At 68.0% G+C, this 13,277-nt stretch carries 12 protein-coding genes; 3 read left to right on the forward strand and 9 right to left on the reverse strand.

The window, feature by feature from the left end; all coding sequences use genetic code 11:
- Positions 1–86: 86 nt before the first annotated feature.
- Entirely contained in the window at positions 87–548 is a 462-nt protein-coding gene (locus QWY76_RS16990) for a GNAT family N-acetyltransferase (RefSeq protein ID WP_290312529.1), read from the reverse strand.
- A 324-nt stretch (positions 549–872) separates the two neighbouring features.
- Between QWY76_RS16990 and cobO the strand changes: the two genes are divergently transcribed.
- Complete coding sequence (gene cobO / locus QWY76_RS16995; protein ID WP_290312530.1) at positions 873–1,472, forward strand: cob(I)yrinic acid a,c-diamide adenosyltransferase; 600 nt, start codon at positions 873–875, stop codon at positions 1,470–1,472.
- On the opposite strand, the gene QWY76_RS17000 is transcribed toward cobO, so the two are convergent.
- Positions 1,473–2,192 (reverse strand): 3'-5' exonuclease, encoded by a 720-nt coding sequence (locus QWY76_RS17000; RefSeq protein WP_290312531.1) that lies wholly within the window; start codon positions 2,190–2,192, stop codon positions 1,473–1,475. It abuts the gene before it with no gap.
- A gap of 14 nt (positions 2,193–2,206) precedes the next feature.
- Positions 2,207–4,111, reverse strand: a complete 1,905-nt coding sequence (locus tag QWY76_RS17005; protein WP_290312534.1) for a DUF294 nucleotidyltransferase-like domain-containing protein — start codon at positions 4,109–4,111, stop codon at positions 2,207–2,209.
- Between the two features lie 194 nt (positions 4,112–4,305).
- On the opposite strand from QWY76_RS17005, the gene QWY76_RS17010 reads away from it, so the two are divergent.
- Both QWY76_RS17010 and QWY76_RS17015 read left to right on the forward strand, forming a co-directional pair.
- Entirely contained in the window at positions 4,306–4,872 is a 567-nt protein-coding gene (locus QWY76_RS17010; RefSeq protein ID WP_290312536.1) for a TetR/AcrR family transcriptional regulator, read from the forward strand.
- Positions 4,869–6,059 (forward strand): MFS transporter, encoded by a 1,191-nt coding sequence (locus tag QWY76_RS17015; RefSeq protein ID WP_290312537.1) that lies wholly within the window; start codon positions 4,869–4,871, stop codon positions 6,057–6,059. The genes QWY76_RS17010 and QWY76_RS17015 overlap by 4 nt, the downstream gene beginning before the upstream one ends.
- Before the next feature lie 104 nt (positions 6,060–6,163).
- On the opposite strand, the gene QWY76_RS17020 is transcribed toward QWY76_RS17015, so the two are convergent.
- From QWY76_RS17020 to QWY76_RS17045, 6 genes are all read right to left on the reverse strand, one after another.
- Positions 6,164–6,568 (reverse strand): DUF4168 domain-containing protein, encoded by a 405-nt coding sequence (locus QWY76_RS17020; protein ID WP_290312538.1) that lies wholly within the window; start codon positions 6,566–6,568, stop codon positions 6,164–6,166.
- 301 nt (positions 6,569–6,869) lie between these two features.
- Positions 6,870–7,736: a formyltetrahydrofolate deformylase gene (purU, locus tag QWY76_RS17025; RefSeq protein ID WP_290312539.1), complete on the reverse strand. Its 867-nt coding sequence runs from the start codon at positions 7,734–7,736 to the stop codon at positions 6,870–6,872.
- Positions 7,737–7,806: 70 nt separating this feature from the next.
- Positions 7,807–8,442: a sarcosine oxidase subunit gamma gene (locus QWY76_RS17030; protein ID WP_290312540.1), complete on the reverse strand. Its 636-nt coding sequence runs from the start codon at positions 8,440–8,442 to the stop codon at positions 7,807–7,809.
- Positions 8,435–11,473, reverse strand: a complete 3,039-nt coding sequence (locus tag QWY76_RS17035; protein ID WP_290312541.1) for a sarcosine oxidase subunit alpha — start codon at positions 11,471–11,473, stop codon at positions 8,435–8,437. The genes QWY76_RS17030 and QWY76_RS17035 overlap by 8 nt, the downstream gene beginning before the upstream one ends.
- Complete coding sequence (locus tag QWY76_RS17040; protein WP_290312542.1) at positions 11,470–11,820, reverse strand: sarcosine oxidase subunit delta; 351 nt, start codon at positions 11,818–11,820, stop codon at positions 11,470–11,472. The genes QWY76_RS17035 and QWY76_RS17040 overlap by 4 nt, the downstream gene beginning before the upstream one ends.
- 12 nt (positions 11,821–11,832) lie before the next feature.
- The gene (locus tag QWY76_RS17045) at positions 11,833–13,083 is read right to left on the reverse strand and encodes a sarcosine oxidase subunit beta family protein (protein WP_290312543.1); all 1,251 of its coding nucleotides are present in this window, start codon (positions 13,081–13,083) and stop codon (positions 11,833–11,835) included.
- Positions 13,084–13,277: the final 194 nt, after the last annotated feature.

A 13,277-nucleotide genomic window follows, 5' to 3' on the forward strand; every position in this document is an offset into this window, starting at 1 on the left:
GGGTCGCACCTCCAATTGTCCGGGTAGGTTCCGGATGAACAACCTACCGAGAGATCACACCTAGCGGCCGCGCCGGCGAGATCCCGCTAGCCCGCCTGGGCCAGGCCCAGCGGCTTGACCATGCGCCAGCCGGCACAGCCGTCCTCGTAGTAGTCCCCCAGCCAGTCCGAGGGGGCGAAGCCCATGCCGCGGTAGAGCGCCAGGGCCGGGGCATTGTCGGCCCGCACCTCCAGCACCAGCCAGTCGCAGCCACGCCGGCCGGCGGCGTCCTCGAGCCACTGCAGCATGCGACGCCCCAGGCCACCACCACGGGCCTCGGGATGCACGCAGAAGGAGTACAGCCGCACCCGGCCACTACCGTGGCGGAACAGCAATGTCCCGTAACCCAGCAGCCGGCCGTCGGCCGCCTCGGCCACCAGGGTCAGGGCATTGGCGCGGTTGAGCAGGTGCCAGAGCTGGCGGCGGCTGAAGCGGTCGCCGCTGAAGGCGACCTGCTCGAGACGGTAGAGCGCGGCGAGGTCGCGGGTCTCCGCGGGGCGCAGGATCATCACGGGGTCGACTCAATCCGGTAGGCCTGTCCGGATTCTGGCGAGCCGGAGCCCGGCTGTCAGCGGCACGTTCCATGAAATATTTTCACTTATCCATCGCCCATCCCATCAGTCGACTCAGGCGCATCCTGCGACCGTCGCCCGCCCCCGCCGCGATGTCGCGAGCACGGCCGACGCCTGCCCCTCGGGAGAGGATGTCCGCCCCCGGGGCCATGGCCACGAAGCGCTGCCGCGAACGCCGGGTCTCCCGCCGGAAGGCACCGGCTGACGACGGGGGACGGCTGGCGTAAGCTGCCCCTTTCACGTATCGCACCGGGAGTCGAGATGAGCGACCGCGAGACCCGCCACCGCCAGGCCATGCAGAAACTCAAGTCCCACGTCGACGACAGGGTGGCCCGGGCCACCGAGCAGCGCGGCCAGCTGCTGGTGTTCACCGGCAACGGCAAGGGCAAGACCACCGCCGCCTGGGGCACCGTGACCCGCGCCCTGGGCTATGGCTACCGGGTGGGGGTGGTGCAGTTCATCAAGGGCGTCTGGGAGTGCGGCGAGCGCGAGCGCCTGGCCGAGGACCCCCGCCTGGAGGTGGCGATCATGGCCACCGGCTTCACCTGGGAGACCCAGAACCGCGAGGCCGATACCCAGGCCTGCCGGGCGGTCTGGGCCGAGGCCGAACGCCTGCTCGCCGACCCCGGGGTCTACCTGGTGGTGCTCGACGAGATCACCTACATGCTCAAGTTCGGCTACCTGGATATCGCCACCGTCAGGCACGCCCTGGCGCAACGGCCGGCCGAGCAGACGGTGATCGTCACCGGGCGCAACGCGCACCGGGACCTGCTGGCCATGGCCGACACCGTCACCGAGATGCAGGAGGTGCGTCACGCCTTCAACTCGGGCCTCCAGGCGCGACGCGGCATCGATTACTGATCAGCTCCAGATCGTGCCCACCGGCGTCTCCGGACTGTAATGGTGGGCGATCTGGGCCTGCAGCAGTTCGGCGGTGGCCAACGCATCGGTCAGCGCATGATGCCCCTGGTAGGGCGGCAATCCATAGCGGGCCCGGCTGTCGTAGAGGCGGATGGAGGCCGGGGGGCGGCCGATCCAGCGCTTGAAACGGGCCAGCAGCGACTGGCGGTGGATGCGCGCCTCGAGGGACATGGTGTCGATCACCGGGAACTTGACGCCCTGGCCGAGTCGTGCCTTGACGGCCACGTTGAGGAAGTGTCGCTCGATGTGACGGTAATGCACCACCACCAGACGACCGGCCAGGGCATCGAGCAGGTCCTCCAGGACATCGTCGAACTCCGGGGCCCCGGCGATATCGGCGTGGGTGATGTGATGAAAGGTCACGGACTTGGCATTGAGCGATCGCCGGGGACGCACGATCCAGTAGCGGCGCTCGCGGAGGAAGCCACGCTCCAGCGTGAAGGGCACCAGCCCGATGCTGACGATGGAGTTGCGCCGGGGGTCGAGGCCCGTGGTTTCCATGTCCAGTGCCACCAGTGGCGCCTCGGCAATGGGCGTCTCCGGCGCCGGTGCGCCGGCGGCGAAGAACCGCGCCAGGCGCCTGTCCCGGGCCAAACCGGCCCGGCTCGCCAGATAGCTCGTCCAGTCGGGAATCTGCGTCCTGCGGGGGCGTAACAGCATCCACAATGCCTCGTTCACTTGGCCCGTGAGGGCATCGGGTAGCGGAACTTGAGAAACTTCTGGGCATGACTCAGCGCCTGGAAGGCATCCTTGAGATTGTGGCGCTCCGAGCTGGTGACGTTCTCCGGCTCGATGTTGTTGTCCGGCGCCTGATCGTGCTGGATGTCGAAGACCTGGTGGTGGATGCGCGACATCGACAGGAACTCCAGGGCATAGCGCAGCCGGTCGCTGACCCCGGGGGCGAGCAGCTGGGTGCGGTCGATGTCGTCGAGCCGGTCGAAGCTGTTCTGGGCGTTGGAGCCACAGGCCAGCGCATGCACCCGGATCAGGTCGACCATGGGGGCGGTGCCGCGCCGCTTGAGGTTGATCGAGTTGTTGTGCTTGCCGTCCTTCTCCATCACGAAGGTGCGGAAGAAGCCCAGCGGCGGCGTCCGATTGAGGGCATTGCGGGCCATGGCCGCCAGGAAGAGTGGATGGGTCGCGGCCTTCTGGGCCACCAGGTCCTGCAGTTGCTCGACCAGCACGTTCTCGCCGTAGACCGGGTCCAGGTCGAAGAAGATCGAGCTATGCAGGAGGCGTTCTGGATTGGGCTGCTCGATCCACTCGGTGAAGTAGCGCTTCCATACCGACAGCGGCTGTCGCCACTGCTGGTTGGTGGCCATGATGTCGCCCTTGCAGTAGGGGTAGCCGCAGGCGTCGAGGCCATCGCTGACGATCTTGGCCATCTCGCGGAAGTAGCCATCGTGCTGCTCCGGCACGAACTCATCGGACAGCACCAGGGCATTGTCCTGATCGGTGACGATGGACTGCTCGTTGCGCGCCATGGATCCCAGGGCCATGAAGCAATAGGGCACCGGAGGAGGGCCCAGGCGGGCCTCGGCCAGCTCCAGCAGGCGGCGGGTGAAGCTGCGCCCGATGGTCGACAGGGCGCTGCCCACCATCCGCGAGTCGGCGCCCTCCTCGACCATCCGCACGAAGGCCGCGCTGACGTCAGGGGCCAGCCGGGCCAGCCCCTCCACGCTGGGCTGGTGGAAGATATTGCTGACCAGATAGAGGCTACTCTGGGTCTCGTAACGGATGATGTCGGAGAGGTGCACGATGCCCACCGGCCGGCGACGATACATGACCGGCAGGTGATGGATATTGTGGCGCAGCATGCACAGCATGGCCTCGTGGACCGACTCGTCGGACTGGATGGCGATGACATTCTTGCCGATCACCTCGCCGACCGGGGTGTCCGGCGAGCGCCCTTCGGCCACCACCCGTTTCCGGAAGTCGCTGTCGGTGAGGATGCCGCGCAGCTGCCAGGCGCGGTTCTCGCTGTCACGGAAGGTGTAGCGGGGATTGTCGCCCGGGGCATCCAGCACCAGCACCGCCGAGGCCTGGTAGTCGGTGATCTGGCGGGCCGCCTCCTGAACCGTGGTGGAGGCCTCGACCATCACCGGGTAGCGCGTGACCAGCTTGCGCACCCGGGTGATCATCATGTCGTTGTTCTTCTTCTGCTGCTCCACCGCACTCTCGAGCCGGGGACGCAGCAGCTCGACGAATTCGGCGAAGTTCTCGTCGACCTTGCAGAGATGATGGAAGACCGCCTCGGGGATGAAATAGATCAGGGTGTCTTCCATCGCCCGCACGGGATAATGGACCCGATGATTCCGTAACAGACTGAACTGGCCGAAGATATCGCCCTCGACACGGCGGTTGTAGAGCTCGCCGCCGCGCCGGTAGACCTCCACGGCGCCGCTGCGGATATAGCACAGCTCGTGCAGCTCCTGCCCCAGGGTGAGGATATCCTTGCCCGCCTTGAAATAGGCCACCTCGACCTGGCTGGCCACCTCGTCGAGCAGCTCGTCGGTGAGCCCATCGAAGGGCGGGAAGCGCCCCAGATGCTGGCGGATCTCCAGCAGTTCCACGTCCATGCCCTTGCTCCCGCGCGTTGAGGATGTGCCCAGTCTGTAATGCCCCACCCCCGCTGTAAAGCGGAATGCGCGCCGTATGCCGGCCAGGACGGACGGCGACTCGACGGGCACCGAGGGTGGCAAGACAGGCGCCAGGGGTTTACACGGACGGGGCCATGTATTTAGATAGAACGGTCTACATAAGGAGCCCGACGATGCCCGCTTCCAAGCGCGACCAACTGCTCGCCACGGCCGAGCGCCTCTTCTATGAGCAGGGGTTTCATGCCACCGGCATCGACCGCATCGTGGCCGCGGCCGGGGTGGTGCGCATGACCCTCTACAACCACTTCGCCTCCAAGGAAGCCCTGGTGGCCGCCGTCCTGCAGGCGCGCCATGCGCGCTTCGTTGCCAGCCTCGAGGCGGCGACGGCGTCCGCTCCCCCTGGCGAGGTGACGGAGGCCCTGGTCGATGCCCATGGCCGCTGGCTCGAGCGGTACAGCCAGCAGGGCTGCATCATGGCCAAGGCCATGGGCGAGTTCGCCGAGCACAACGCCGAGCTGCATGCCCTGGCGGCCACCGCCAAGGCCGACCTGCTGGCCCGCCTCGAGGCGGCGCTGACACGCGATGGCTTGAACCGGGAGGACGGCCTGGCTCGACAGCTCTTCGTGGTGCTGGAGGGCAGCAACACGGCGGTGGCGCTGCTCGGGGCACGGACGGCCCTGCCCGATACCCGGGAGGTGATCGACGCCCTGCTCGCCGCCGCCCGGAGCCACCAGCCATGAGACCCCTGACGCCGCTTGGCATGGCCACCCTCGGCAGCGGGCTCATCGCCATCACCTACGGGCTGGCGCGCTTCGTGTTCGGGCTCTTCCTGCCCGCGATTCGCGGGGAGATGGTGATCTCGCCGACCATGGCCGGGGTGATCGGCGCCCTGCCCTTCCTGAGCTTCGTCGTGGCGATCCTGGCCGCCCCCTGGCTGACGCGTCGCGCCGGGGTTCGCGCCAGCGCGGTGACCGCCGCCTGCCTCGCCGCGGTCGGGCTGCTGACCATCGCCTATGCGCCCGTGCCGCTGCTGCTCGCCGCCGGCGTGCTGACCTGCGGGATCAGTACCGGGCTATCCTCGCCGGTCATGGCCGAGGCCGTGCACCGGGTCGTCCCGTCCGGCCTGCGCGGCCGAGTCAACGCCATCATCAATGCGGGCACCAGTCTGGGGATCGCGCTGGCCATGCCCGCCGTGCTGGTCTGGGCGGACGCCTGGCGAAGCGCCTATAGCGGGTTCGCGGCCCTGGCGGCCCTGGGCGCCCTGGCCGCCCTGCTGTATCTGCCACGAGGCAAGCGCCTCGCCACGACCTCGCGGTCCCGATCGGAGGCCCCGCGGGTGAACCGGACGCAATGGCTGGGGATCGTTCGGCTGAGTGGCCTGGCCGGCCTCATGGGCATCGTCAGCGCCGCCTACTGGGTCTTCGCCCCCGACGCGGTGCTCACCGGCGGGGGCCTACTGCCACGCCAGGCCGCCTGGATGTGGCTGGCGGTCGGCCTGGGGGGGCTGACGGGCGCCGGGGCCGGCGACCTCATCTCGCGCCTTGGACCGGCCTTGAGCCATGCCCTCGGCCTGATCGTCATGGCCGCCGCGATGGCGCTGCTGGCCATGGCCCCCGGACACTTTCCCCTGGCCCTGGCCTCCGCGGCGCTGTTCGGCGCCGGCTACATGACGCTGACCGGCTTCTACCTGGTGAGGAGCACCCAGATCATGGTCGATGCCCCCTCGCTGGGGCCGGTGTGGCCGCTGCTCGCCACCTCGGTCGGCCAGGTCGCCGGCTCCCCGCTGGCCGGCAGATTGATCGGGAGCGAGGGCCACGACACCACCTTCCTGCTCTTCGCCAGCCTGGGACTCACCGCCGCCCTGCTGTCGTGGGGGTTGCGCGAGGACCGCCAGGCTTCACCACGACTGAGCTCGGGCCCGGCCTGAGGCCCCGCCGCCAGCGAGACGTCCTGCCCAGACACGACAAGGCCACCCCGTGGGGTGGCCTTGTCGATGGTTAGCGTCGCCCCGGGCGTGACCCGGGACTCGGCTCAGGAACCCTGGCCTTCGGCGCTGCCCTGGGCCATCTCCTGCACGCGCTGCATCAGCTCGGGATCCTGCTGGATCGACTGGCCGATGGCGTTGAAGGTATCCACCTCGAGACCGCTGCTTTCTACCGCCTCGACCATCTTATCGTTGGCTTCCTGGCGCACCTCTTGCTGTGCCTCGTCGCCCTCGGCGTTCTGCAGTTGCTTGGTGTAGTCCTGGGAAATCACGGCGATTTCCTTGGAGGCATCGGCGAACTTCTGCAGCTGGTCATCGGAGAAGTTCTGCGCCTGGGCCTCGGCCGGCGCCTGCTCGGCGGTGCCGGCGGTCTCCTCCTGAGCATGGGCCATGGAGCCCATCAGGCCGGCACTGAGCAGGGCTGCGGAGAACAGGGCGGTGAATCGTTGCATGAATACCTCCGAAATTACGTTGAGATGCGTCGGTGAATGCCTCCCTGAGACGGGCATTCCCCCCGAGGGTTCACCATGATCGTGTAACAGTTTGAAAAGACAACGCTCCTCGACGGGAGCGTTGCGGGGTGACGGGTGCCGCCGACCACCGCCCAGGAGGGCTGGCGGCTGTTCGATGAGCGGCTTCCGGCCAGCTCGCCGGCCGGCATGGCCGTGGCCAGGGATGGCGGTGCGGGCCCTCCCCAGGGGGACCGCCCCGCCACCGCCCGGGTCAGCGGCACGCGACGCTGCCGCCCGCGGTCTAGCGGGTGAACACCACCGTGCGGCGCTTGTGCAGGAAGACCCGACGCTCCACATGGTAGGCCACCGCCCGCGACAGGGTCAGGCACTCCACGTCGCGCCCCTTGGCCACCAGGTCCTCCGGGTAGTCGGCATGGCTGACGGCTTCCACGCCCTGGGTGATGATCGGCCCCTCGTCGAGGTCGTCGTTGATGTAGTGGGCGGTGGCGCCGACCAGCTTGACGCCCTTGTCGTACGCCTGGTGATAGGGCTTGGCGCCCTTGAAGCCGGGCAGCAGCGAATGGTGGATGTTGATGGCCCGGCCGGCGAGCCTCTCGCACATCTCGCTGGACAGCACCTGCATGTAGCGGGCCAGGATCACCAGCTCGGCGCCGGTCTCCTCGATCACGCTCCACACCCGGGCCTCCTGCTCGGCCTTGGTGTCCGCGGTGATCGGGAAGTGGTAGTAGGGCAGTCCATGCCAGCTGGCCAGGGACTCGAGGTCGGGATGGTTGGAGACCACCGCGCGGATCTCGATGGGCAGCTGGCCGGTGCGGTAGCGATACAGCAGGTCGTTCAGGCAGTGATCGGCCTTGGAGACCATGATCACCACCGGCATGCGCGCGTCCGGGGCGGTCAGCTCGAAGACCATCTCGAACTCCCCGGCCCGGGCGGCGAAGGCGGCCTGGAAGGCCTCGGCATCGAACCCGGGGTCCTGGGGATAGAACTCGGTGCGGATGAAGAAGCGCTCGGCATGGCGGTCGTCGAAGGACTGCTGCTCGGTGATGTAGCAGCGGCTCTCCTTGAGGAAGCGGGTGACCACGTCCACGGTGCCCAGCCGGCTGGGACACTGGGCCGTGAGGATCCAGGTATCGGCATTACGGCTCATGGGATGTCTCCTGACGAAGCAGGCCGGGGCGAGCCCCGGCCTGAAAACACACGTGAGGAAGGGACCGGAATCAGCGCTCGACGCCGATACCGTATTCCTCGCCGGCATCGAGCAGCCAGCGATAGGTGTAGTCGGCGAAGCTGCGGCGCACGACCAGCTCCCAGCGATCCTCGGCGGGCCGGCGCAGGATGACCGTGGTCTTGGCGAAGACCGTGGTCACGCCCTTGCCCACCGGGAAGTGGCTGGGATGGACATCGTAGATCACCGACTTCATCAACAGCTCGCGCGCGGCCTCGCCCTCGAGCTCGACCAGGGTCTGGCCGCCGCCGGCGTTGCTGATGGCGAAGTGGGCATCGCCGAGGGCCGCGCGCAGCCGGTTCTCGAGCTCGAACTCCTCGCCACCGGGCACGATGACCAGCCATTCGTCCGGCGACAGCCACTGGATGCTGCGCTCGCCGTCGGCGTCATGGACCAGCCCCTGGGGCTCGCCGGGCAGCGAGACGCCGAGCACCTGGCGCACCGCCTCGTCGAGGACGATGGCGCCACCGCGCAGGATCAGGTGGCCGAGGAAGGGCCGCTCGCGCAGCACCACCCGGCTCTTGCCGGTGGGGGCCGGGGCCCCCGAGCGACGGTAGGAATAGGCCAGCGGCGACTCGACCGGAATCTTGGCCTCGGTACGGGTATCGAAGGTTGCGACGTTAGACATTCTGACGCTCTCCCTTGGGATCGAGGAAGATGGGGCTGACGATTTCGGCCTCATGGACCTGGCCGTCGGCCATGGGCAGATAGACGGTCTCGCCCATCTTCTGCTGACCGCCCTTGACCACCGCCAGGGCGAACCCGGAGTCCAGGGTCGGGCTGTAGTAGCTCGAGGTCACGTGCCCCACCATGGGCATGGGGATCGCGTGGTTCGGATCGAAGACGATCTGCGCGCCCTCCTCCAGCACCACCTTGGCATCCCTGGGCTTGAGACCCACCAGCTGCTTGCGGTCGGTGCGCGCGGTATCCGGCCGGGTCAGCGCCCGCTGGCCGATCCAGGAGAACGGCTTGTCATAGCCGACCGCCCACTGCATGCCCAGGTCCTCCGGGGTCACCGAGCCGTCGGTGTCCTGACCGGCGATGATAAAGCCCTTTTCCGCCCTCAAGACATGCATCGTTTCCGTCCCGTAGGGCGTCAGGCCATACTTCTCGCCGTGGGCGAACAGCTTCTCCCAGACGTGCAGGGCATAGTTGGCCTGGACGTTGATCTCGTAGGCCAGCTCGCCGGTGAAGGAGATGCGGAACACCCGCGCCGGCACGCCGGCCACGCTGCCCTCGCGCCAATCCATGAACTTGAACGCGTCCTTGTCCAGGTCGATGTCGGTGAGTTCCGCCATCAGCTTGCGCGCTTCCGGCCCGGTGACGGTCATGGTCGCCCAGTGATCGGTCACCGAGGTGAAGTAGACGTCGAGTTCCGGCCACTCGGTCTGGTGCCACAGCTCCAGCCACTCCAGCACGGTAGCGGCACCGCCGGAGGTGGTGGTCATCAGGAAGTGGTTCTCGCCCAGGCAGCTGGTGGTGCCGTCGTCGAACACCATGCCGTCGTCCTTGCACATCAGGCCATAGCGGACACGGCCGGGGGCCAGCTTGGCCCACTTGTTGGTGTAGACCCGACCCAGGAACTCGCGGGCGTCCGGGCCCTGGATGTCGATCTTGCCCAGGGTGGAGGCATCCAGGATGCCCACCGCCTCGCGCACCGCCAGGCACTCCCGGGCCACCGCCTCGTGCATGGTCTCGGTCTTGCCGTTGACCTTGCGCGGGAAGTACCAGGGGCGCTTCCACTGGCCCACGTCCTCGAACTCGGCGCCGTGCTCCACGTGCCACTGGTGCATGGCGGTGTAACGCTCGGGATCGAACAGCTCGCGGCAGTGACGGCCGACGATGGCGCCGAAGGTCACCGGCGTGTAGTTCGGGCGGAACACCGTGGTGCCGACCTCGGGGATCGAGCGACCCAACAGGCGGGCGGCGATGGCCATGCCATTGATGTTGCCGAGCTTGCCCTGGTCGGTACCGAAGCCCATGGCGGTGTAGCGCTTGACGTGCTCGATGGACTCGAAGCCCTCGCGGGTGGCCACCTCGATGCCCGCCGCGGTGACGTCGTTCTGCAGGTCGACGAACTGCTTGGGCGCACGCAGGGTCGGCTTCTCGTGGGGCACCTGGAAGAGGCCCACGGCCGCGCCGTCGCGACGCACGGCGACCTCGGGCAGGCTCACCGAGGCCGCCGAGAAGCCGGCTTCCGTGGCTGCCTGGCGGCCCGCCTCGACGCCGTCGGCCAGCACCTCGCCGGTGGCATAGATGCCCTGGGCACCGCCGGCCGCGCTCACGCCCTTCACCAGGGTGGGCACGAAGCCGAAGATGTCATCCCGCCAGGTCGGCCGGCCACCGGTGTGGGAGGCCAGGTGGATGACCGGGCTGTAGCCGCCGGAGCTGGCGATGGTGTCACAATCCAGGGTCTCGGCGGCGCCGGCGACACGGAAGCCGTCCAGGTCGACCTTCGCCACCCGCGCCCCGCTGACCCGGTTCTCACCCTTGGCCTCGATCACCGCACTACCGGGCAGGATACGGATGCCGCGGGCCCGGGCCTGTTCGACCAGCTCGCCGTCCGGGTTTGCGCGAGCGTCGGCGATGGCCACCACCTCGTGCCCACTCTCCAGCCAGTCCAGGGCGGCGCGATAGGCATGGTCGTTGCTGGTGGAGAGCACCAGCCGCTTGCCCGGCACGACGCCATAGCGACGGACATAGGTCGAGACCGCTCCGGCCAGCAGGTTGCCCGGCACGTCGTTGTTGGCATAGACCAGCGGGCGCTCGTGGGCGCCGGTGGCCAGCACGACGCGGCCGGCGCGCACGCGGTGCATGCGCGAGCGCACCTGGCGACGACCGTCCTTGAGCGGGGCGGTCTCGGCGAGATGCTCGGTACGCCGCTCGTGGAGGGTCACGAAGTGGTGGTCGTGATAGCCGTTGGCGGTGGTGCGCGGCAGCAGGGTGACGTTGTCCAGGCCGGCCAGCTCCTTCAGGGCCTCGGCGACCCACTGATCCGCCGGCTTGTCGTCGAGCAGCTCACGGGTATCCAGCAGCGAGCCGCCCATCTCCTCCTGCTCGTCGACCAGGATCACCCGCGCACCGCTGCGCGCCGCGGCCAGGGCCGCGGCGAGGCCCGCCGGACCGGCACCGACCACCAGCACGTCGCAGTGCTGATGCAGGTGATCGTAGATGTCCGGGTCGCTCTCCATGGGGCTGCGCCCCAGGCCCGCGCTCTTGCGGATGTACTTCTCGTAGGTCATCCACATGGAGGCCGGGGCCATGAAGGTCTTGTAGTAGAACCCCGGCGGCATGAACTTGCCGCCCAGCTTGCCGACCAGGCTCATCATGTCGCGCTGGACGTTCGGCCAGCCGTTGGTGCTACGCGCCTCCAGGCCGTCGAACAGCGCCTGCTGGGTGGCCCGCACATTGGGCACCTGGCCCGCCTCGGTCTTGCCGAGCTGGACCACCGCATTGGGTTCCTCGGCGCCGGCGGCGACGATGCCGCGGGGACGCGAGTACTTGAAGCTGCGGTTGACGATGTCGACGCCATTGGCGAGCAGCGCCGAGGCCAGGGTATCGCCGGCATGGCCCTGATAGCGCTTGCCGTTGAAGGTGAAGCTCAGCTTGCGGGAGCGGTCGATGCGCCCGCCCCGGGCGAGACGATTGAGCTGACTCATGCGCGGACTCCTTCACGAAGCGATGCCGGATCGACGCCGTCCTGGGATGGCCGGCCCTCGGGATGCTCGGCGGTGAACCTCGGCTGCTCGCCCATCTTGTAGGTCTCGAGGATCTCGTAGGTCACCGTATGACGGGTGATGTTGAAGAACTTGCGGCAGCCCACGGCGTGCACCCACAGCTCGTGGTGGATGCCGCGGGGGTTGTCGCGGAAGAACAGGTAGTCGCCCCACTCATCGTCGCTGCAGGCCGCGGGGTCCGCGGGGCGGACGATGTGCGCCTGGCCCTTGGGATGAAATTCCTCCTCCTCCCGGAGCTCGCCGCAATAGGGACAATGGATATAGAACATGGCGGAATCTCCTTAGTGGGCCACGCCGGCGGCGCCGTGCTCGTCGACCAGCGCTCCGGTGTTGAAGCGATCGATGGAGAACGGCTCGGCGATCGGGTGCATCTCGCCCTTGGCGAGGCTGGCGGCGAACACATGGGCCGAGCCCGGGGTGGCCTTGAAGCCACCGGTACCCCAGCCACAGTTGAAGTACAGCCCCTTGACCTGGGTCTTGGAGAGGATCGGGCAGGCATCCGGGCAGGTGTCGACGATGCCGCCCCACTGGCGGTTCATGCGCACCCGGGAGAACATCGGGAACATCTCCACGATGGCCTGCAGGGTGTGCTCCACGGTGGGGTAGCTGCCGCGCTGGCCATAGCCGTTGTAACCGTCGATGCCCGCGCCGATGACCAGGTCACCCTTGTCGGACTGGCTGATGTAGCCGTGCACGTGGTTGGACATCACCACGGTGTCGAGCACCGGCTTGAGGGGCTCGGAGACCAGCGCCTGGAGCGGATGCGACTCCAGCGGCAGCTTGAGGCCCGCCATGCCGGCCAGCACGCCGGAGTTGCCGGCGGTCACGCAGCCGACGGTCTTGGCCTCGATGTCGCCGCGGTTGGTGTGCACCCCGTAGACCTGGCCGTCACGGATCTTGAAGCCGGTGACCTCGGTCTGCTGCAGGATATCCACGCCATGGGCGTCGGCGGCACGCGCGAAGCCCCAGGCCACGGCGTCGTGGCGGGCCACGCCGGCGCGCGGCTGCCAGGAGGCGCCGAGCACCGGGTAGCGGGCGTTCTTGGAACAGTCCATGATCGGCACCAGTTCCTGGACGCCCTTGGCGTCGAGCACCTCGCCGTCGATGCCGTTCAGGCGGTTGGCGTTGACCCGGCGCTGGATGTCACGCATGTCCTGCAGGGTATGGCCCAGGTTGAGCACGCCGCGCTGGGAGAACATGACGTTGTAATTGAGGTCCTGGGACAGGCCCTCCCACAGCTTCATGGAGTGCTCGTAGAGGGCCGCCGCCTCGTCCCACAGGTAGTTGGAACGGACGATGGTGGTGTTGCGGGCGGTATTGCCGCCGCCCAGCCAGCCCTTCTCGATCACGGCGACATTCTTGATGCCGAATTCCTTGGCCAGGTAATAGGCGGTCCCCAGGCCATGGCCGCCGCCACCGATGATGATGACGTCGTAGGCCTTCTTGGGCGTGGGATTGCGCCACTGGCGCTGCCAGTTCTCGTGGTGGCTGAGCGCGTGCTTGACTAGCCCGAAGCCTGAATAACGTTGCATAGGAATCTCCTCGAGGGTCCCGCCGGGGGCCGGCGGGAACGGGCTCACGCGGTGGTAGTGCCGGCCTGCTCGGCAACGGCCTTGGCATAGACGGGGTGGCGGTCGCACAGCTCGGCGACCTTGCCGCGCACTTCGGACTCGACCTCGGTAGTGTCGGTCTCGGCGGCCAGGGTGTCGAGGATGTCGCAGATCCA

The sequence above is a fragment of the Halomonas maura genome, assembly GCF_030409305.1.
Lineage (GTDB): Bacteria > Pseudomonadota > Gammaproteobacteria > Pseudomonadales > Halomonadaceae > Halomonas > Halomonas maura.